The organism is Streptomyces sp. CA-288835 (assembly GCF_050936385.1).
Taxonomy (GTDB): domain Bacteria; phylum Actinomycetota; class Actinomycetes; order Streptomycetales; family Streptomycetaceae; genus Streptomyces.
In genome coordinates, this window is the sequence record NZ_JBNJMW010000001.1 from 6,177,981 (window position 1) to 6,197,718 (window position 19,738).

26 protein-coding genes are annotated in these 19,738 nt (G+C 67.2%); 23 read left to right on the plus strand and 3 right to left on the minus strand.

What is annotated here, in order from left to right; translation table 11 throughout:
• Positions 1–26: 26 nt before the first annotated feature.
• Together fusA and tuf are read left to right on the plus strand one after the other, a co-directional pair.
• Positions 27–2,153 carry an elongation factor G gene (fusA, locus tag ACQEVY_RS28220; protein WP_432952209.1) on the plus strand — a complete coding sequence of 709 codons (2,127 nt, stop codon included), beginning with the start codon at positions 27–29 and terminating at the stop codon, positions 2,151–2,153.
• Between the two features lie 153 nt (positions 2,154–2,306).
• The gene (tuf, locus tag ACQEVY_RS28225; protein WP_033319627.1) at positions 2,307–3,500 is read left to right on the plus strand and encodes an elongation factor Tu; all 1,194 of its coding nucleotides are present in this window, start codon (positions 2,307–2,309) and stop codon (positions 3,498–3,500) included.
• Positions 3,501–3,624: 124 nt separating this feature from the next.
• On the opposite strand, the gene nshR is transcribed toward tuf, so the two are convergent.
• From nshR to ACQEVY_RS28240, 3 genes are read right to left on the minus strand one after another with little or no spacing between them, the layout of a single operon-like run.
• Entirely contained in the window at positions 3,625–4,434 is an 810-nt protein-coding gene (nshR, locus tag ACQEVY_RS28230; protein WP_432952210.1) for an NshR/TsnR family 23S rRNA methyltransferase, read from the minus strand.
• A gap of 58 nt (positions 4,435–4,492) precedes the next feature.
• A complete protein-coding gene (locus ACQEVY_RS28235) occupies positions 4,493–7,411 on the minus strand; it encodes a poly(A) polymerase (RefSeq protein WP_432952211.1) in 2,919 nt (972 codons plus the stop codon).
• 6 nt (positions 7,412–7,417) lie between these two features.
• Positions 7,418–9,079: an RNA ligase family protein gene (locus ACQEVY_RS28240; protein WP_432952212.1), complete on the minus strand. Its 1,662-nt coding sequence runs from the start codon at positions 9,077–9,079 to the stop codon at positions 7,418–7,420.
• Positions 9,080–9,610: 531 nt separating this feature from the next.
• Here ACQEVY_RS28240 and rpsJ point away from each other — a divergent pair.
• The 21 genes from rpsJ (at position 9,611) to rplO (ending at position 19,564) form a co-directional block, all read left to right on the plus strand.
• Positions 9,611–9,919 carry a 30S ribosomal protein S10 gene (gene rpsJ, locus ACQEVY_RS28245; RefSeq protein ID WP_003948644.1) on the plus strand — a complete coding sequence of 103 codons (309 nt, stop codon included), beginning with the start codon at positions 9,611–9,613 and terminating at the stop codon, positions 9,917–9,919.
• A 17-nt stretch (positions 9,920–9,936) separates the two neighbouring features.
• Positions 9,937–10,581, plus strand: a complete 645-nt coding sequence (rplC, locus tag ACQEVY_RS28250; RefSeq protein WP_181659083.1) for a 50S ribosomal protein L3 — start codon at positions 9,937–9,939, stop codon at positions 10,579–10,581.
• An 8-nt stretch (positions 10,582–10,589) separates the two neighbouring features.
• Positions 10,590–11,243 (plus strand): 50S ribosomal protein L4, encoded by a 654-nt coding sequence (gene rplD / locus ACQEVY_RS28255; RefSeq protein WP_432952213.1) that lies wholly within the window; start codon positions 10,590–10,592, stop codon positions 11,241–11,243.
• The gene (rplW, locus tag ACQEVY_RS28260; protein WP_165337681.1) at positions 11,243–11,659 is read left to right on the plus strand and encodes a 50S ribosomal protein L23; all 417 of its coding nucleotides are present in this window, start codon (positions 11,243–11,245) and stop codon (positions 11,657–11,659) included. Before rplD ends, rplW begins: the two co-directional genes overlap by 1 nt.
• 38 nt (positions 11,660–11,697) lie before the next feature.
• A complete protein-coding gene (gene rplB, locus ACQEVY_RS28265; protein WP_328771076.1) occupies positions 11,698–12,534 on the plus strand; it encodes a 50S ribosomal protein L2 in 837 nt (278 codons plus the stop codon).
• Between the two features lie 12 nt (positions 12,535–12,546).
• Positions 12,547–12,828 (plus strand): 30S ribosomal protein S19, encoded by a 282-nt coding sequence (rpsS, locus tag ACQEVY_RS28270; RefSeq protein ID WP_007384069.1) that lies wholly within the window; start codon positions 12,547–12,549, stop codon positions 12,826–12,828.
• 40 nt (positions 12,829–12,868) lie between these two features.
• Positions 12,869–13,216 carry a 50S ribosomal protein L22 gene (gene rplV, locus ACQEVY_RS28275; protein WP_003974262.1) on the plus strand — a complete coding sequence of 116 codons (348 nt, stop codon included), beginning with the start codon at positions 12,869–12,871 and terminating at the stop codon, positions 13,214–13,216.
• On the plus strand, positions 13,216–14,058 hold the full coding sequence (gene rpsC, locus ACQEVY_RS28280; RefSeq protein ID WP_165261514.1) for a 30S ribosomal protein S3: 843 nt from the start codon (positions 13,216–13,218) through the stop codon (positions 14,056–14,058). The genes rplV and rpsC overlap by 1 nt, the downstream gene beginning before the upstream one ends.
• A 5-nt stretch (positions 14,059–14,063) precedes the next feature.
• Positions 14,064–14,483 (plus strand): 50S ribosomal protein L16, encoded by a 420-nt coding sequence (gene rplP, locus ACQEVY_RS28285; protein ID WP_328771077.1) that lies wholly within the window; start codon positions 14,064–14,066, stop codon positions 14,481–14,483.
• Positions 14,483–14,707 (plus strand): 50S ribosomal protein L29, encoded by a 225-nt coding sequence (rpmC, locus tag ACQEVY_RS28290; RefSeq protein WP_003974259.1) that lies wholly within the window; start codon positions 14,483–14,485, stop codon positions 14,705–14,707. The genes rplP and rpmC overlap by 1 nt, the downstream gene beginning before the upstream one ends.
• Complete coding sequence (gene rpsQ / locus ACQEVY_RS28295; protein WP_019526950.1) at positions 14,707–14,994, plus strand: 30S ribosomal protein S17; 288 nt, start codon at positions 14,707–14,709, stop codon at positions 14,992–14,994. Before rpmC ends, rpsQ begins: the two co-directional genes overlap by 1 nt.
• A 280-nt stretch (positions 14,995–15,274) precedes the next feature.
• The gene (gene rplN / locus ACQEVY_RS28300; RefSeq protein WP_003998823.1) at positions 15,275–15,643 is read left to right on the plus strand and encodes a 50S ribosomal protein L14; all 369 of its coding nucleotides are present in this window, start codon (positions 15,275–15,277) and stop codon (positions 15,641–15,643) included.
• A 2-nt stretch (positions 15,644–15,645) separates the two neighbouring features.
• Positions 15,646–15,969: a 50S ribosomal protein L24 gene (rplX, locus tag ACQEVY_RS28305; RefSeq protein WP_053674523.1), complete on the plus strand. Its 324-nt coding sequence runs from the start codon at positions 15,646–15,648 to the stop codon at positions 15,967–15,969.
• A complete protein-coding gene (rplE, locus tag ACQEVY_RS28310; RefSeq protein WP_119102577.1) occupies positions 15,969–16,526 on the plus strand; it encodes a 50S ribosomal protein L5 in 558 nt (185 codons plus the stop codon). The genes rplX and rplE overlap by 1 nt, the downstream gene beginning before the upstream one ends.
• Positions 16,527–16,531: 5 nt before the next feature.
• Positions 16,532–16,717 carry a type Z 30S ribosomal protein S14 gene (locus ACQEVY_RS28315; protein ID WP_003956452.1) on the plus strand — a complete coding sequence of 62 codons (186 nt, stop codon included), beginning with the start codon at positions 16,532–16,534 and terminating at the stop codon, positions 16,715–16,717.
• Between the two features lie 209 nt (positions 16,718–16,926).
• Entirely contained in the window at positions 16,927–17,325 is a 399-nt protein-coding gene (gene rpsH, locus ACQEVY_RS28320; protein WP_015658459.1) for a 30S ribosomal protein S8, read from the plus strand.
• Positions 17,326–17,349: 24 nt separating this feature from the next.
• Positions 17,350–17,889: a 50S ribosomal protein L6 gene (gene rplF / locus ACQEVY_RS28325; protein ID WP_432952214.1), complete on the plus strand. Its 540-nt coding sequence runs from the start codon at positions 17,350–17,352 to the stop codon at positions 17,887–17,889.
• A gap of 3 nt (positions 17,890–17,892) precedes the next feature.
• The gene (gene rplR, locus ACQEVY_RS28330; RefSeq protein ID WP_432952215.1) at positions 17,893–18,276 is read left to right on the plus strand and encodes a 50S ribosomal protein L18; all 384 of its coding nucleotides are present in this window, start codon (positions 17,893–17,895) and stop codon (positions 18,274–18,276) included.
• A 39-nt stretch (positions 18,277–18,315) separates the two neighbouring features.
• Positions 18,316–18,924, plus strand: coding sequence for a 30S ribosomal protein S5 (gene rpsE / locus ACQEVY_RS28335; protein WP_005481208.1), 609 nt, complete (start codon positions 18,316–18,318; stop codon positions 18,922–18,924).
• Positions 18,924–19,106, plus strand: coding sequence for a 50S ribosomal protein L30 (gene rpmD, locus ACQEVY_RS28340; RefSeq protein ID WP_033319647.1), 183 nt, complete (start codon positions 18,924–18,926; stop codon positions 19,104–19,106). Before rpsE ends, rpmD begins: the two co-directional genes overlap by 1 nt.
• 2 nt (positions 19,107–19,108) lie before the next feature.
• Positions 19,109–19,564, plus strand: coding sequence for a 50S ribosomal protein L15 (gene rplO / locus ACQEVY_RS28345; RefSeq protein ID WP_165337677.1), 456 nt, complete (start codon positions 19,109–19,111; stop codon positions 19,562–19,564).
• Positions 19,565–19,738 lie beyond the last annotated feature (174 nt).

Here is a 19,738-nt window from a genome sequence, read left to right on the forward strand (position 1 = left end):
CGAGACCGAGAGAAGACCGAAGCCTTATGGCTACCACTTCACTTGACCTGGCCAGGGTCCGGAACATCGGGATCATGGCCCACATCGACGCGGGCAAGACGACCACCACCGAGCGGATCCTGTTCTACACCGGCGTCTCCTACAAGATCGGTGAGGTCCACGACGGCGCTGCCACCATGGACTGGATGGAGCAGGAGCAGGAGCGTGGCATCACGATCACCTCCGCTGCCACCACCTGTCACTGGCCGCTGGACAACGACGACTACACCATCAACATCATCGACACCCCGGGGCACGTCGACTTCACCGTCGAGGTGGAGCGCTCGCTGCGCGTACTCGACGGTGCCGTGACCGTGTTCGACGGTGTCGCCGGCGTCGAGCCGCAGTCCGAGACGGTGTGGCGTCAGGCCGACCGTTACGGCGTGCCGCGCATCTGCTTCGTCAACAAGCTGGACCGTACCGGCGCCGAGTTCCACCGCTGCGTGGACATGATCTCGGACCGTCTGGGCGCCCAGCCGATCGTCATGCAGCTGCCGATCGGTGCCGAGGCCGACTTCAAGGGCGTTGTGGACCTGGTCCGCATGAAGGCGCTCGTGTGGTCCGCCGAGGCGGCGAAGGGCGAGATGTACGACACCGTCGACATCCCGGCCACGCACGCCGAGGCTGCCGAGGAATGGCGCGGCAAGCTTCTCGAGGCCGTCGCGGAGAACGACGAAGAGATCATGGAGCTGTACCTGGAGGGCGTTGAGCCCACCGAGGAGCAGTTGTACGCCGCGATCCGTCGCATCACCATCGCCTCGGGCAAGTCCAACGACACCACGGTCACCCCGGTGTTCTGTGGCACCGCGTTCAAGAACAAGGGCGTACAGCCCCTGCTCGACGCGGTCGTGCGCTACCTCCCGACTCCGCTCGACGTCGAGGCCATCGAGGGCCACGACGTCAAGGACCCGGAGTTGGTCGTCAAGCGCAAGCCGTCCGAGGACGAGCCGCTGTCCGCCCTCGCGTTCAAGATCATGAGCGACCCGCACCTGGGCAAGCTCACCTTCGTCCGGGTTTACTCGGGCCGCCTGGAGACCGGCACCGCGGTGCTGAACCCGGTCAAGGGCAAGAAGGAGCGCATCGGCAAGATCTACCGTATGCACGCGAACAAGCGTGAGGAGATCGCGGCGGTGGGCGCCGGCGACATCGTCGCCGTGATGGGTCTGAAGCAGACCACGACCGGTGAGACGCTGTGCGACGACAAGCAGCCGGTGATCCTGGAGTCCATGGACTTCCCGGCGCCGGTCATCCAGGTCGCCATCGAGCCCAAGTCCAAGGGTGACCAGGAGAAGCTGGGTGTCGCCATCCAGCGTCTCGCGGAGGAGGACCCCTCCTTCCAGGTCCACTCGGACGAGGAGACCGGCCAGACCATCATCGGCGGCATGGGCGAACTGCACCTCGAGGTGCTGGTCGACCGCATGAAGCGCGAGTTCAAGGTCGAGGCCAACGTCGGTAAGCCGCAGGTGGCCTACCGCGAGACGATCCGCAAGGCCGTCGAGCGCGTGGACTACACGCACAAGAAGCAGACCGGCGGTACGGGTCAGTTCGCCAAGGTGCAGATCGCGGTCGAGCCGATCGAGGGCGGCGACGCCTCGTACGAGTTCGTGAACAAGGTGACCGGTGGTCGCATCCCGAAGGAGTACATCCCTTCGGTGGACGCCGGCTGCCAGGAGGCCATGCAGTTCGGCATCCTCGCCGGCTACGAGATGACGGGCGTTCGCGTCACGCTCATCGACGGCGCCTACCACGAGGTCGACTCCTCCGAGCTCGCGTTCAAGATCGCCGGTTCGCAGGCCTTCAAGGAGGCCGCGCGTAAGGCCAGCCCCGTGCTGCTCGAGCCGATGATGGCCGTAGAGGTCACCACGCCCGAGGACTACATGGGCGAGGTCATCGGTGACATCAACTCCCGACGTGGTCAGATCGAGGCCATGGAGGAGCGTGCCGGTGCCCGCGTTGTGAAGGGCCTGGTTCCGCTGTCGGAGATGTTCGGCTACGTCGGCGACCTCCGCAGCAAGACATCGGGTCGCGCGAGCTACTCGATGCAGTTCGACTCCTACGCCGAGGTTCCCCGGAACGTCGCCGAGGAGATCATCGCGAAGGCCAAGGGCGAGTAACTCACCCGAGTTCACGCTTTAGGCTTGACTCCGGAGCTTGCTGGGGCATTCCGTCACCATCGTGGCTGGAGTGCCCCGGGCCCCGGCTTTCCAGCAAAGATCACCTGGCGCCGATGAGTAAGGCGTACAGAACCACTCCACAGGAGGACCCCAGTGGCGAAGGCGAAGTTCGAGCGGACTAAGCCGCACGTCAACATCGGCACCATCGGTCACATCGACCACGGTAAGACGACCCTCACGGCCGCCATTACCAAGGTGCTGCACGACGCGTACCCGGACCTGAACGAGGCCTCGGCCTTCGACCAGATCGACAAGGCTCCTGAGGAGCGCCAGCGCGGTATCACCATCTCCATCGCGCACGTCGAGTACCAGACGGAGACGCGTCACTACGCGCACGTCGACTGCCCCGGTCACGCGGACTACATCAAGAACATGATCACGGGTGCGGCGCAGATGGACGGCGCCATCCTCGTGGTCGCCGCGACCGACGGCCCGATGCCGCAGACCAAGGAGCACGTGCTCTTGGCCCGCCAGGTCGGCGTTCCCTACATCGTCGTCGCCCTGAACAAGGCCGACATGGTGGACGACGAGGAGATCCTGGAGCTCGTCGAGCTCGAGGTTCGTGAGCTCCTCTCCGAGTACGAGTTCCCGGGCGACGACCTGCCGGTCGTCAAGGTCTCGGCGCTCAAGGCTCTCGAGGGCGACAAGGAGTGGGGCAACTCCGTCCTCGAGCTGATGAAGGCCGTCGACGAGGCGATCCCGCAGCCCGAGCGTGACGTCGACAAGCCGTTCCTGATGCCGATCGAGGACGTCTTCACGATCACCGGTCGTGGCACCGTCGTCACCGGTCGTATCGAGCGTGGTGTCCTCAAGGTCAACGAGACCGTTGACATCGTGGGCATCAAGCAGGAGAAGACCACCACCACGGTCACCGGCATCGAGATGTTCCGCAAGCTGCTCGACGAGGGCCAGGCCGGTGAGAACGTCGGTCTGCTGCTTCGTGGTATCAAGCGCGAGGACGTCGAGCGCGGCCAGGTCATCATCAAGCCGGGCTCGGTCACCCCGCACACCGAGTTCGAGGCGCAGGCGTACATCCTGTCCAAGGACGAGGGTGGCCGTCACACGCCGTTCTTCAACAACTACCGTCCTCAGTTCTACTTCCGTACGACTGACGTGACCGGTGTTGTGACCCTCCCCGAGGGTACGGAGATGGTCATGCCGGGCGACAACACTGAGATGAAGGTCGAGCTCATCCAGCCCGTCGCCATGGAAGAGGGCCTGAAGTTCGCCATCCGTGAGGGTGGCCGGACCGTGGGCGCCGGCCAGGTCACCAAGATCAACAAGTAAGCTTGTTGACTTGACCTGGTAGCTCAGCGAGCTGCTGAAAGGGCCCGTACGACTTCGGTCGTACGGGCCCTTTTGCTGTTTGCGCGTCTTCGACTTGCCGGTGCTTGGCTTACCGGTACTCAGCTCAGCGGCTGACGGTGAAATTCCTTTGGGCCCGCTCGTGCAGGGCGATACCGACCGAGACCGAGACATTGAGGGACTCGGTGGAATGGAACATCGGGATGGAAACCGTTGTGGCGGACGTCTTCTTGAACAATTCGGAGGGTCCGCCCTTTTCGCTGCCGAACAACAGGGCCAGTCGTTCCTGCTTTTCGCCGAGGTCCTTGACGGTGAGTTCGCCGCCCGCTTCGAAGGCCATCAACGGCATTTCGTTGTCGCGGACGAAAGCGGCCGCGTCCTCGCGGCTGGCGAGAACGACGGGCAGGGAGAAGACGTAGCCGCGGCTGGCCCTCAGCAGGCGCCGGTCGGCGATGGTGGCGAGGTCGCTGTCGACCAGGACGATTCCCGAGGCCCCCAGTGCGAGCGAAGTCCGCACGATCGCGCCGATGTTGCCGACGATCTTCACACCGTCGAGTACGACGACGTCACCGCCGCGCTCCGCGATGTCCTGGAACCGAGCCGGCCGGGGGACGCGTGCGATGCCGAACGTCTTGGCCTTTCGCTCCCCTTTGAACAGCTGATTGACGACCGACGATTCGACGAGCCGGACCGGCACCTTTCGCTGCTGACAGAGGTCGAGCAGTTCGGACGGGAACGGAATGCTGTCGCTGCTGTACACCTCGATGAATTCCACCCCCGCTGCCAGGCATTGCATAAGGGGTTCGGTGTCCTCGATCAATACCGTCTTGATGCTGGTTCTCGACGGCTTGGTGACGTCGAGAATTCGCTGCATCGCGGGATCGGAAAGGGAAGTGATGGTGGCCGGCTCGCTCATGTGTCGATCCTAACAGCGCTGTGTAACGGCGAATATCGACGAAAAGCTGACGCCCAGATCAGTGCAGGGTCGGGATCTCGCCGCCCTCAACTCTCCTCAGCGTGACCCCGGTCAGGCCGCGCAGTCGGCGTTCCGCGACAGCCGCGAGGTGGGCCGGAGCCGGTGGGTTGAGGCCCAGGCCGATGGCGTAGCGGAGCGGGGCCGTGGTGAAGGGGCGGGGCCAGGCGTGGGTAGTCGGGGCTGCTTCCGACAGGTCGGTCAGCAGGGCTCGCATCCTGCCCCGTACCCGGCCTGCGTCAGCGCCCGGGCCCAACTCCACGACCGCCCAGGCCGCGTGGCGGCGGTGCAGTGGGGGAGTGGACAGCAACTCGGGCCAGGGGAACGGGTCCGGGGTCGCGTCCAGCAACTCCCAGGCACGGAACAGCTCTTGGGTGATGAGGTCTCGCATGCCCGCCGTGACCTGGTCCGTGCAGGGGCGGACCGGGTCGGACGGTGTCGTGATCGTGAGGGGGAGGGATGGGCGAGACGGTTCGCCCCGTTCGCCTGGGTCGCCCACCGGGACTCGCCAGTCCCAGGCCGCCCACGTCGCGAAGAAGTGCCGTAGGAGATCGGCCGGGGGCAGCTCGCCGGCCTCCCGCACCGTACGGGCCGCCAGGACGGACCAGGCCAGGCCCGGCAGCCCGCCGAACGGTGCCGAATCCAGGCCGCGTGCCTTCGCCCAGGCCTTGACCTGCCTGGCCAGGCGGGCGAAGGCCGGTCCGTGGTTGCCGACGGAAGCGAGGAGTGCGTCGGCGTCGCTCACCGCGCTGAGCGCGATCGCCGCCGCCTCGCCCAACTCGGCCCGGCGGTTCACCGCCTCGGTGGGGTCCATCGATCCGGTGGCCACGACGACCACGTCCACGTCCAGCCCGTCCAGCCACAACCGCAGGCCGGGTACGCGCGCCCCGACCACCTCGCGTACGTCGCTCGCCTCGGGCAGTGCTTCGGTCAACTTCGCCTGTACTGCGGCGAGTTCGACCGTGCCGGGGAGTGCCGCCACCAGATCCAGGTCCGCACCCGGCAGCGCGCAGCCCATGCGCCGGGAGCCGACGACGTGGACGACGCCGTTGGGGAGGGCCTGCGTGATGCGATGGGTGATGCGGTCGGCCACAGCGGCGTCGGCAACGGCGGTGTCTGCCGCACCGGCGTCGGCTGCGTCCATGTCGGCGGTGTCGTACCCGTCCCCGAACTCGTAGTCCACGCCCGTATCGCCGGCGTCGTACCCGTAGTGCTCGGCAGCCTCGTACCCGTGGTGCGGGGCCTCCCCCGCCCACCGCACCTCTCCCGTGCCCAACGTCACCGTCCCCCGCAACCGCATCGGCTCGTCCCCCCGCCGCGACAGCAGCGCCAGCTCGCCGATCCGGACCGGCATGGGGGTGAGTCGGGCCTCGCAGGCGGCGGCCAGGGTGTTCGGGTCGGTGGTGCGGCCCAGGCTCAGGTGCGGGGTGAAGGCCGCGTGGCGGCCGCGGCAGTGGGGGAAGTGGCGTACGAGGGTGCGGTGCAGCTCGGCCCATGGCTCCTCGTCGGCCGCCGCCGGGTCCAGCCACACCGTCGCGTAATCCCGGTGGCCGAACCAGTGCACGCCCTCCAGCCGGGCGTCGAAGGGAGCCGTCCTGGCCGCCGCGAGCACGGATGCCGCCTGCTCGAAGGCGTGCTCCGGTACGAAGCCGAAGAGGACGTTCACGTGTGGGGGCCAGCGGTGGATCTGCGGGTCGTGGTTCCGGCGGATGTCCTGGAGGGGCGGCCATAGCTCCTGGGGCGGGATCCAGGCCAGGGCCGTACGGGGCGTCGGGCGCGCGTCGAGGATCTCGTACGCCCCTGTCTCGGCCGAGTTCGCCGAGTGCGCCGTCAACTCGACGCGTACTCCGTAGTGATCGGAGATGTGGAGGCCGTCGGCCGTGGGTGTGTCGCCGTACAGCTCGGCACGCCGTACGCGCAGGCCCTCCGTGCGCAGCAGTACCCGGTCCAGTCGGGAGGCCCGGCCGGTGAGGGAGGAGACCGCGGCCAACGGGTTGGCGCCCGGATCGAACGTCGGCGTCCGGTCGTCGGCGCCGTGCGTCTCGCTCCACGCGTCCCGCATGCCGAGGGTCACTTGCGGTGTGTCCCCGCCGTCGTTGAAGTCGCCCATCAGGACGAGGTCGTCTTCCAGGGGCGCCAACCCCTCGGCGATACGGGCGAGTTCGGCTTCGCGGCGGCCGGCGCCGTTCTCGGAGTGGTCGCTGCTGAGGTGGGTCGCGGCGACGACGATGGGGCCTGTGCCTGTTTCCACGACCAGCGCGGTCACCGCTTTGTGCGGGGCCAGTTCGTGGTGCGCCGCCTCGCGGACGGGCAAGCGGCTCAGGAGCAGCAGACCGCAGTCGTCCACGTCTCCGGCCCCGGGGTCTGTGCCGAGCGTCCAGTCCGCCCGGACCCACGGCTCCCGCAGCAGCATGCCCAGCAGCTCCGCCTCGACCTCCTGCAGCGCGATCACGTCCACGTCGGCGTCCCGCAGGGCCCGCAGGAGCAGAGGTCTGCGGCGGGCGCTGTCGATGCGGTCGGCGTCGTACCGGTCCCAGAGGGTGTTCCAGGTCAGGACCCGCACAGGGCCAGGGGCGAGTGCGGTCCCGTGCGGTGGGCGCGCGGGCCGCCAGTCGGCGCAGTCCCAGGCGTACGGCGTACGGGCCGTGAAGAACGGCGCCCGGAGCCGCCGCGCTTCGCGCACCCGCCCGGCCTCCGTCGCGTCGATCCGGTCCACGCCCGTGGTCCGGTCCCACACCACCTCGCCGTCGGCCTCGAAGAACAGCACCCGGTGCCACGGGATCTCGCCGCCCGGTACGAAGGCGGGCAGCGGGACACGCTTGGGATCGGCGCCGCGCTGCATGACTCCCAGCACGAAGCGGGCCGGGTCGAAGCGCGCGTCCCAGCGCACCCGGTGGTAGATCTCCTCGCTCGTACGCACCGTTCCTCAGACCTCTTCCTCGATGGTCCCGCTCGCTCCGATGTACCAGGTGCGGTGCGTGTCGCTCGCGTACGGCGGGCCGAAGCGGCGCAACTGGGCGGTGAGCACCTCGGGCGGCACCGGGTGCTCGCGGTGGGCGTTGCGCCGTATCAGCTCGTCCTCGTCGACCAGGACCACGGCGTGGGTGAGCAGGGCGTCGCGGCGGTGGGCGATCGCGTGGACGAGCGAGCGCTGCTGCTTGTTGAGGGACGTGGCGTCCCACACCACAGTGCCTCCGGCGGCCAGGGCGGTGTCCAGCCGGTCGAGACCCTCGCGCAGGACGTCGGCGTTCGCACGCTGGTCGGCGCGTGAACCGCGGGCTTCGCGCAGGTCGTCCAGGGAGATGTACGTGTCTACGCCTGGGAGCCCCCGGGCGAAGGTGCTCTTGCCGCTGCCCGCGGGGCCGATCGTCTGGATCAGCTTCGGGAAGTCGCCGGAGCGCCAGCGCCACGTGGCGGCAACCGCCTCGTCGAGACCGTGGATGCGCCCTCGCGCGTACGCCTCGCGTGCCTCGGCCCGGCAGCGGACGGCCGCGTCGCCCGGCAGCCCGGCGAAGGCCTCCCGCAGCCCGTCCTCGTCCAGGCCGTCGATGTCCTCAGCGTGCAGGGCCGACCACTCCACCTGCTCGCGTGCCTCGTCCGTGTCCGCCGTGGCCCGGGCGACCGCGTGCAGGAGACCGAGATCGGCGGCATACGACAGCCGTATCAGGCCGGCCCGCCGGTCCTCGTCCGGATACGGCCGGTGCAGTGCCGGGTGCAGCCCGACGAGGTCCGCGACCCGGCGTGCGAGCGGCATGCCCGCCGTCGCCGCGATCTTGGCTGCGATCCGTGCGCGCTGCTTTCCGTGCAGCAGCGCGGCCAGCACGCCCGCGAGCCGGTCGTCCCCGGACCGCCCCACCAGATCGAGCCGGGCGGCGGCCTCCGGGTCCCCCTCACCGGCCAGCCCCACCGCATGCGTCAAGGCATCCGCGTCGACCGCCGCCCCCGAACGCACCGTCCACAGGGCGGCCCTCGCCCCGAGCCCGTTCTCCACGACGGCCGCGTGCATCCAGTGCGTATCCGTCCGCACATGCCCGGCCCGCACCCACTTGGCGACCCGTTGCCCGAACTCCCGCGCACCGAAGGCGTCGACGACCCGTACGACGTATCCCTCCTGCCGCACGGCATCCAGCCGCAGCGCCCGCAGCGCGCGCTCGTCGAACACGCCCCGCCACAGCACACGCGGCACGGGAATGCCGAGCACGCGCAGATACGCGACCGTCCGGTCCCAGTCCAGGCAGCGGCCGTCGGCGTCCCACACCGAGAAGCCGTAGAACCAGCTCTCCAGATCCTCGTACGCGATCGAATGCCGGGCGTACATGTTCTCCCCGCACACCCGCCAGCCCTCGGGGATGCCAAGACCGATACGCCCCTGAAGCGCCTTGACCCAGGCCCGCGAGGGGTGGTGCGCCGAGTCGAGCGAGCGGGCGTGCAGGCCGTCGGCGTACAGCGTGGTGTTCTCGCCGTCGAGCTTTTCGGTGACGACGACCTCGCGTCCCCGCAGCCCCGACAGGTCCGTGACCCGGAGGTCGTCCGCGGTGGCGCCGGGCGACCAGGGCAGATGCCGGGTCCGTGGATAGTGCGTACGCATGATGAACGTTCCCCCGTGATAACCGCCGTACGTGATCAGCGTAGGAGCGCGGGGGAGCGGGGAGCGAGCGGATTAGCGGCGGTTACCGAGTGACGCACACGGCCCTTGGTGCGAGCCCGTGTTTGACGCACGTCACTCCGGGGGTACCCTCTACCGCTCGATTGGCCAGCGCAACGCCCCGTGTGGCAGACTAACCGGGTTGCTCGGTTGAGTGCCGATGCTGCGCGCCTCCCGCCGGGAGGACTGGAAGCGAGTCCCACAGTACTCGTCGCTTCAACTGCCTCTCAGGGCAGCGCTGAGGCGGACGTACGGGAATCTTCCGGGAAGTGTCAGCGGGGTACCGGCCAGGCGCCCGGTGGGTGTCTCACCCTCGGATCCGCGGTCGATGATCGCACCCCCTAGCAGGGAATCCCTTGTGGATATCTGTGTCAGTGAGGGAGCGACACGCCCGACCGCGTGGGTCGGAGAAAAGAGACGCGGACCTTCCGAGTCGCCAGAGCGTTTATTGAGAGACAGGACTACGGAGTAGCCATGGCGGGACAGAAGATCCGCATCCGGCTCAAGGCCTACGACCACGAGGTCATCGACTCCTCGGCGAAGAAGATCGTCGAGACGGTGACGCGTACTGGTGCGTCGGTCGCGGGCCCGGTGCCGCTGCCCACTGAGAAGAACGTGTACTGCGTCATCAAGTCGCCGCACAAGTACAAGGACTCGCGCGAGCACTTCGAGATGCGCACGCACAAGCGCCTGATCGACATCCTCGACCCGACGCCCAAGACCGTTGACTCTCTGATGCGACTCGACCTCCCGGCCGGTGTCGACATCGAGATCAAGCTCTGAGGCCGGTGAATCTGAGAATGGCTAAGCAGATCAAGGGCATCCTGGGCGAGAAGCTCGGTATGACGCAGGTGTGGGACGAGAACAACCGTGTTGTTCCGGTCACCGTCGTCAAGGCCGGGCCGAACGTCGTCACCCAGGTCCGTACGAACGACACCGACGGCTACGAGTCCGTGCAGATCGCCTTCGGCGAGATCGACCCGCGCAAGGTGAACAAGCCCCTCAAGGGCCACTTCGCCAAGGCCGACGTGACCCCCCGCCGTCACCTCGTGGAGATCCGCACCGCGGACGCCAGCGAGTACACGCTCGGGCAGGAGATCACCGCCGAAACCTTCGAGGCCGGCGTGAAGGTCGACGTCACCGGCAAGAGCAAGGGCAAGGGCTTCGCCGGTGTCATGAAGCGCCACAACTTCCGTGGCCTCGGCGCCGGACACGGCACCCAGCGCAAGCACCGCTCTCCCGGCTCCATCGGTGGCTGCGCCACCCCGGGCCGTGTGTTCAAGGGCCTCCGCATGGCGGGTCGTATGGGCAACGAGCGGGTCACCACCCAGAACCTGACCGTCCACGCCGTTGACGCGGAGAAGGGTCTGCTGCTCATCAAGGGCGCGGTTCCCGGTCCGAACGGCGGCCTCGTCCTGGTCCGCACCGCGGCCAAGGGGGCCTGAGGTAACCGATGAGCACTGTTGACATCCTTTCGCCGGCAGGCGACAAGACCGGGACGGTCGAGCTCCCCGCGGAGATCTTCGACGTCGAGAAGGTCAGCGTTCCGCTGCTTCACCAGGTCGTCGTCGCGCAGCTGGCCGCTGCCCGCCAGGGCACGCACAAGACCAAGACCCGCGGCGAAGTCCGTGGTGGTGGCAAGAAGCCTTACCGCCAGAAGGGCACCGGTCGCGCCCGTCAGGGTTCGACCCGCGCGCCGCAGTTCGCCGGTGGTGGCGTCGTGCACGGTCCCGTGCCGCGTGACTACTCGCAGCGGACCCCGAAGAAGATGAAGGCCGCGGCCCTGCGCCACGCCCTCACCGACCGGGCCCGCAACAACCGCATCCACGTCGTCACCGGCGTGGTCGAGGGCGAGATCTCCACCAAGGCCGCCAAGTCGCTGCTCGGCAAGATCTCGGAGCGCAAGAACGTGCTCCTGGTGATCGACCGCGCGGACGAGGCCTCGCTGCTCTCCGCCCGCAACCTGCCCCAGGTGCACATCCTGGAGCCGGGCCAGCTGAACACGTACGACGTTCTCGTCTCGGACGACGTGGTCTTCACCCAGGCCGCTTTCGAGTCCTTCGTCGCCGGCCCGAAGGCCAACGACACTGAAGGGAGCGAGGTCTGATGGCTATCCGTCACCCCTCCATCGCCTCGAAGGCCGCCAAGAAGGCCAAGGAGGCGCGCGTCAAGAAGGCGCGTCGCCACGCCACCGAGGGCAAGAACACCGTCGAGACTCCGCTGAGCAAGTCGTACACGGACCCCCGTGACGTACTGATCAAGCCGGTCGTCTCCGAGAAGAGCTACGCGCTTCTCGACGAGAACAAGTACACGTTCATCGTCGACCCGCGCGCCAACAAGACCCAGATCAAGGAGGCCGTGCAGTCGGTCTTCTCGGTCAAGGTCACCGGGGTCAACACGATCAACCGCCAGGGCAAGCGCAAGCGGACCCGCACTGGTTTCGGCAAGCGTGCCGACACCAAGCGCGCGATCGTGACCCTTGCAGAGGGCGACCGTATCGACATCTTCGGCCAGGCCTCCTAACGGAGTGCCCTGGTCCGATATCGGACGAGGACTGAGAAATGGGAATCCGCAAGTACAAGCCGACTACGCCGGGCCGCCGTGGCTCCAGCGTCGCCGACTTCGTCGAGGTCACGCGGTCCACGCCGGAGAAGTCGCTGGTCCGCCCGCTGCACAGCAAGGGCGGCCGTAACAATTCCGGTCGTGTGACCGTCCGCCACCAGGGTGGTGGCCACAAGCGCGCCTACCGCGTCATCGACTTCCGTCGCCATGACAAGGACGGCGTGCCGGCGAAGGTCGCGCACATCGAGTACGACCCCAACCGCACCGCGCGCATCGCGCTGCTGCACTACGCGGACGGCGAGAAGCGCTACATCCTCGCCCCGCGCAACCTGCGGCAGGGCGACCGGGTGGAGAACGGTCCCGGGGCCGACATCAAGCCCGGCAACAACCTGGCGCTCCGCAACATCCCGGTCGGTACCACGATCCACGCGATCGAGCTCCGTCCCGGTGGCGGCGCCAAGTTCGCCCGCTCCGCCGGTGCCTCCGTGCAGCTGCTCGCGAAGGAGGGCCAGATGGCCCACCTCCGTATGCCGTCCGGTGAGATCCGCCTGGTCGACGTGCGCTGCCGCGCCACCGTCGGTGAGGTCGGCAACGCCGAGCAGTCCAACATCAACTGGGGCAAGGCCGGCCGCAAGCGCTGGCTGGGCGTCCGCCCGACCGTTCGCGGTGTGGCGATGAACCCGGTTGACCACCCCCACGGTGGTGGTGAGGGCAAGACCTCCGGTGGTCGCCACCCGGTCAGCCCCTGGGGCCAGAAGGAAGGACGTACTCGTTCGCCCAAGAAGGCCTCGAACAAGTACATCGTCCGCCGCCGCAAGACGAACAAGAAGCGCTAGGAGCGGGTTTAGATGCCGCGCAGTCTCAAGAAGGGGCCCTTCGTCGACGACCACCTGATCAAGAAGGTGGACGCCCAGAACGAAGCCGGTTCCAAGAACGTCATCAAGACCTGGTCCCGTCGCTCGATGATCGTCCCGGCCATGCTGGGCCACACGATCGCGGTGCACAACGGCAAGACCCACATCCCGGTGTTTGTCACCGAGTCCATGGTCGGCCACAAGCTCGGCGAGTTCTCGCCGACGCGCACCTTCCGGGGTCACGTCAAGGACGACCGGAAGTCGAAGCGCCGCTAAGGCGGGGTGAATGACCATGACAGACACTGAAGGGACAACCATGGAAGCCAGGGCCCAGGCGCGGTACATCCGCGTCACGCCCATGAAGGCCCGCCGAGTGGTGGACCTCATCCGTGGCATGGACGCCACGGAGGCTCAGGCGGTCCTGCGTTTCGCCCCGCAGGCCGCGAGCGTGCCGGTGGGCAAGGTGCTGGACAGCGCCATTGCCAACGCCGCGCACAACTACGACCACACCGACGCCGACAGCCTCTTCATCTCCGAGGCGTACGTCGACGAGGGCCCGACCCTGAAGCGGTTCCGTCCGCGTGCCCAGGGCCGCGCCTACCGGATCCGCAAGCGGACCAGCCACATCACCGTGGTCGTCAGCAGCAAGGAAGGAACCCGGTAATGGGCCAGAAGGTAAACCCGCATGGGTTCCGGCTCGGTGTCACGACCGACTTCAAGTCGCGTTGGTACGCCGACAAGCTGTACAAGGACTACGTCAAGGAAGACGTCGCCATCCGTCGGATGATGACGTCCGGCATGGAGCGCGCCGGTATCTCGAAGGTGGAGATCGAGCGCACCCGTGACCGCGTGCGGGTGGACATCCACACCGCTCGTCCCGGCATCGTCATCGGCCGCCGTGGCGCCGAGGCCGACCGCATCCGCGGTGACCTCGAGAAGCTCACGGGCAAGCAGGTCCAGCTGAACATCCTCGAGGTCAAGAACCCCGAGACGGACGCTCAGCTGGTTGCTCAGGCCGTTGCCGAGCAGCTGTCCTCCCGTGTCTCCTTCCGCCGCGCCATGCGTAAGAGCATGCAGTCGGCGATGAAGGCCGGCGCCAAGGGCATCAAGATCCAGTGTGGTGGCCGTCTCGGCGGCGCCGAGATGTCCCGCTCGGAGTTCTACCGCGAGGGCCGCGTGCCCCTGCACACGCTCCGCGCGAACGTCGACTACGGCTTCTTCGAGGCCAAGACGACCTTCGGCCGCATCGGTGTGAAGGTCTGGATCTACAAGGGCGACGTCAAGAACATCGCCGAGGTCCGTGCCGAGAACGCTGCCGCCCGTGCGGGTAACCGCCCGGCCCGCGGTGGCGGCGCCGACCGCCCGGCCCGCGGTGGCCGTGGTGGCGAGCGCGGCGGTCGCGGCCGTAAGCCGCAGCAGTCCGCTCCGGCGGCTGCCGAGGCCCCCAAGGCCGAGGCTCCCGCGGCGGCGGCTGCCGAGCCCAGCGCTGCCGGAAAGGAGAGCTGACCGACATGCTGATCCCCCGTAGGGTCAAGCACCGTAAGCAGCACCACCCCAAGCGCAGTGGTATGGCCAAGGGTGGTACTGAGGTCGCGTTCGGCGAGTACGGCATCCAGGCGCTGACCCCGGCGTACGTGACGAACCGTCAGATCGAGGCCGCTCGTATCGCGATGACCCGCCACATCAAGCGTGGCGGCAAGGTCTGGATCAACATCTACCCGGACCGTCCCCTCACGAAGAAGCCCGCCGAGACCCGCATGGGTTCCGGTAAGGGCTCCCCGGAGTGGTGGGTCGCGAACGTCAAGCCCGGTCGGGTGATGTTCGAGCTGTCCTACCCGAACGAGAAGATTGCGCGTGAGGCGCTTACCCGCGCTGCTCACAAGCTTCCGATGAAGTGCCGCATTGTCCGGCGCGAGGCAGGTGAAGCGTGATGTCGGCCGGTACCAAGGCGTCCGAGCTGCGCGAGCTGGGCAACGAGGAGCTTCTTGCGAAGCTTCGCGAGGCCAAGGAAGAGCTGTTCAACCTCCGCTTCCAGGCGGCGACCGGTCAGCTCGAGAACCACGGCCGTCTGAAGGCGGTCCGTAAGGACATCGCGCGGATCTACACCCTGATGCGTGAGCGCGAGCTGGGCATCGAAACGGTGGAGAGCGCCTGATGAGCGAGAACAACGTGACTGAAGAGACGAAGGCCGCGCGCGGCTTCCGCAAGACCCGTGAGGGTCTCGTCGTCAGCGACAAGATGGACAAGACCGTCGTCGTCGCCGTCGAGGACCGCGTCAAGCACGCGCTGTACGGCAAGGTCATCCGCCGTACGAACAAGCTCAAGGCGCACGACGAGCAGAACGCCGCCGGCGTTGGCGACCGGGTTCTCCTGATGGAGACCCGTCCGCTGTCGGCGACGAAGCGCTGGCGCGTCGTCGAGATCCTCGAGAAGGCGAAGTAATCAAGCGGGGGTTCCACCCCCGCTGACCCCCGCTGAGGGCTCCGCCCCCAGGCCCCCGGGCCGGGCGGGCGAAGGGCCCCGGCGGGGCCCACGGGGCACCACCCCCAGGCCCTCGGGCTTGCGGGGTGGGAGCCCCTCGGCCCCGTAAGTCCGTAGCCCCAGCGAGGGTTTTCGCCTCTTGAGGCACAAGTAATTCCTGCGGTAATCAACCGCAGGACGGTTCCGCCAGGCTCTCCGGTTCAACCCCCGGAGGGAACCGGCAGACAAACAGGAGATAGACGTGATCCAGCAGGAGTCGCGGCTGCGTGTCGCCGACAACACTGGTGCTAAGGAGATCCTTTGCATCCGTGTGCTCGGCGGGTCCGGTCGCCGCTACGCGGGCATCGGTGACGTCATCGTCGCCACCGTCAAGGACGCGATCCCCGGTGGCAACGTGAAGAAGGGTGACGTCGTCAAGGCGGTCATCGTTCGCACCGTCAAGGAGCGCCGCCGTCCGGACGGCTCGTACATCCGCTTCGACGAGAACGCCGCTGTCATTCTCAAGAACGACGGCGACCCTCGCGGCACCCGCATCTTCGGCCCCGTGGGCCGGGAGCTGCGCGAGAAGAAGTTCATGAAGATCATCTCGCTCGCGCCGGAGGTGCTGTAAGCATGAAGATCAAGAAGGGCGACCTGGTCCAGGTCATCACCGGTAAGGACAAGGGCAAGCAGGGCAAGGTCATTGCCGCTTACCCGCGCGACGAGCGTGTCCTGGTCGAGGGTGTCAACCGGGTCAAGAAGCACACCAAGGCCGGTCCGACGGCTCGCGGTTCGCAGGCCGGCGGCATCGTCACCACCGAGGCGCCGATCCACGTCTCCAACGTCCAGCTGGTCGTGGAGAAGGACGGCAACAAGGTCGTGACCCGCGTCGGTTACCGCTTCGACGACGAAGGCAACAAGATCCGCGTTGCCAAGCGGACGGGTGAGGACATCTGATGACTACCACCACCAGCCCGCGTCTGAAGCAGAAGTACCGCGAGGAGATCGCGGGCAAGCTGCGTGACGAGTTCAAGTACGAGAACGTCATGCAGATCCCCGGCCTCGTCAAGATCGTGGTCAACATGGGTGTGGGCGACGCCGCCCGCGACTCCAAGCTGATCGAGGGCGCCATCCGCGACCTCACCACGATCACCGGTCAGAAGCCGGCCGTCACCAAGGCCCGTAAGTCCATCGCGCAGTTCAAGCTGCGTGAGGGCCAGCCGATCGGTGCCCACGTCACGCTCCGTGGCGACCGCATGTGGGAGTTCCTGGACCGCACCCTGTCGCTCGCGCTTCCGCGCATCCGCGACTTCCGTGGTCTGTCCCCCAAGCAGTTCGACGGCCGTGGCAACTACACCTTCGGTCTCACGGAGCAGGTCATGTTCCACGAGATCGACCAGGACAAGATCGACCGCGTCCGGGGTATGGACATCACCGTGGTCACCACGGCGACCAACGACGCTGAGGGCCGCGCGCTCCTTCGTCACCTCGGCTTCCCCTTCAAGGAGGCGTGAGCGAGATGGCGAAGAAGGCTCTGATCGCTAAGGCTGCCCGCAAGCCCAAGTTCGGTGTGCGCGCGTACACCCGCTGCCAGCGCTGCGGTCGTCCGCATTCCGTGTACCGCAAGTTCGGCCTCTGCCGCGTGTGCCTTCGTGAGATGGCTCACCGTGGCGAGCTGCCGGGCGTGACCAAGAGCTCCTGGTAATTCCCAAATAGGGGATTTCAGGACTCTCGGTAAGTAAAGGGCTCGGTCAGGGGCCCACCTCTCCATGGCTTAGGCTTGGAGGGTTGGGCGCCTGACGCCCGTACGACTTACTACGCCGTAGGTCCACCGCGCCGCACCCGTCCCGTCTCGGATCGGGGAGAGGGATGGCGCACCAGGAAACCCCGGCGAGAGAGGCCGAAGGCCAATTCATGACCATGACTGATCCGATCGCAGACATGCTGACGCGTCTGCGTAACGCGAACTCGGCGTACCACGACACCGTGGCTATGCCGCACAGCAAGATCAAGTCGCACATCGCGGAGATCCTCCAGCAGGAGGGCTTCATCACGGGCTGGAAGGTCGAGGACGCCGAGGTCGGCAAGAACCTCGTTCTCGAGCTGAAGTTCGGCCCGAACCGTGAGCGCTCCATCGCGGGCATCAAGCGGATCTCCAAGCCCGGTCTCCGGGTGTACGCGAAGTCCACCAACCTGCCGAAGGTGCTCGGCGGCCTGGGCGTGGCGATCATCTCCACGTCCCATGGGCTCCTCACCGACAAGCAGGCCGGCAAGAAGGGCGTAGGCGGAGAAGTCCTCGCCTACGTCTGGTAGCGGAAGGGAACGGAGGAAACAGCTATGTCGCGCATTGGCAAGCTCCCCATCACGGTTCCCGCCGGCGTGGACGTCACCATCGATGGCCGTACGGTCCAGGTGAAGGGCCCCAAGGGCTCCCTCTCCCACACCATTGCGGCACCGATCGAGATCGCTAAGGGCGAGGACGGCATTCTCAATGTCACCCGCCCGAACGACGAGCGTCAGAACAAGGCCCTGCACGGCCTGTCCCGCACGCTGGTGGCGAACATGATCACCGGCGTGACCACGGGTTACGTGAAGAAGCTCGAGATCAGCGGTGTCGGTTACCGAGTCCTGGCCAAGGGTTCCAACCTGGAGTTCTCGCTCGGCTACAGCCACCCGATCCTGGTCGAGGCCCCTGAGGGCATCACCTTCAAGGTCGAGAACCCGACGCGGTTCTCGGTCGAGGGCATCGACAAGCAGAAGGTCGGCGAGGTTGCGGCCAACATCCGCAAGCTGCGCAAGCCCGACCCGTACAAGGCCAAGGGTGTCAAGTACGAGGGCGAAGTCATCCGCCGCAAGGTCGGAAAGGCGGGTAAGTAAGCCATGGCATACGGGCAGAAGATCGCCAAGGGCGACGCCTACAAGCGTGCTGCCATCAAGCGGCGTCACATCCGGATCCGTAAGAAGGTCTCGGGTACGGCTGAGCGTCCCCGCCTGGTCGTGACGCGCTCGAACCGCCACATCGTGGCCCAGGTGATCGACGACCTCAAGGGGCACACCCTTGCGTCGGCGTCCACCCTGGACACCTCGATCCGCGGTGCCGAGGGCGACAAGTCCACGCAGGCCAAGCAGGTCGGCGCCCTGGTCGCCGAGCGTGCGAAGGCCGCGGGCGTCGAGGCCGTCGTGTTCGACCGTGGTGGCAACCAGTACGCCGGGCGCATCGCCGCCCTGGCGGACGCCGCCCGCGAAGCCGGGCTCAAGTTCTGAGCCTGCCGTAGCTAGCGGAAACAGAGAGAGGTAAATCCAATGGCTGGACCCCAGCGCCGCGGAAGCGGTGCCGGTGGCGGCGAGCGGCGGGACCGGAAGGGCCGTGACGGCGGCGCAGCTGCCGCCGAGAAGACCGCGTACGTTGAGCGCGTCGTCGCGATCAACCGCGTCGCCAAGGTTGTGAAGGGTGGTCGTCGCTTCAGCTTCACTGCGCTCGTCGTAGTGGGCGATGGCGATGGCACCGTCGGTGTCGGTTACGGCAAGGCCAAGGAGGTGCCGGCCGCCATCGCCAAGGGTGTCGAGGAGGCCAAGAAGCACTTCTTCAAGGTCCCCCGTATCCAGGGCACCATCCCGCACCCGATCACGGGCGAGAAGGCCGCGGGCGTCGTCCTGCTCAAGCCGGCTTCCCCCGGTACCGGTGTTATCGCCGGTGGCCCGGTGCGTGCCGTGCTCGAGTGCGCCGGTGTTCACGACATCCTGTCGAAGTCGCTCGGCTCGTCGAACGCGATCAACATCGTGCACGCGACCGTGGCAGCCCTGAAGGGTCTGCAGCGTCCCGAGGAGATCGCGGCCCGCCGCGGTCTGCCCCTCGAGGACGTCGCTCCCGCGGCTCTGCTGCGTGCGCGTGCCGGGGCTGGTGCTGCGTAATGGCTCAGCTCAAGATCACGCAGACGAAGTCGTACATCGGCAGTAAGCAGAACCACCGTGACACGCTGCGTTCGCTTGGTCTGAAGAGGATCAACGACGTGGTCGTCAAGGAGGACCGCCCCGAGTTCCGCGGCATGGTGCACACCGTCCGCCACCTCGTGACGGTCGAGGAGGTCGACTGATCATGGCGGAGCAGAACCCGCTCAAGATCCACAACCTCCGTCCCGCCCCGGGCGCCAAGACCGCCAAGACCCGTGTCGGTCGTGGTGAGGCCTCGAAGGGTAAGACGGCCGGTCGTGGTACCAAGGGCACGAAGGCCCGCTACCAGGTTCCGGAGCGCTTCGAGGGTGGGCAGATGCCCCTCCACATGCGGCTCCCGAAGCTGAAGGGCTTCAGGAACCCGTTCAAGACCGAGTACCAGGTCGTGAACCTCGACAAGCTGGCCTCCCTCTACCCCGAGGGCGGCGAGGTCACGGTGGCCGATCTGGTCGCCAAGGGCGCCGTTCGCAAGAACAGCCTTGTCAAGGTCCTCGGCCAGGGCGAGATCTCCGTGGCGCTGCAGGTGACGGTTGACGCCGCCTCCGGCTCCGCCAAGGAGAAGATCACCGCCGCCGGCGGTACCGTCACCGAGCTCGTCTGAACTCCACGGACGCCTCGATGACTTGAGCGCACCCGACCGGGGATGCCCCACAAATGGGGCATCCCCGGTTGGTCGTTCCAAGGAAAGCTGTGCCGCGGGTATGGTGGCCAGCACTGCTCATTTTCGCCTGGTGTGCCCGCTGGGAACTTCAGGCGGCTCCTGACTGTTAGTTAG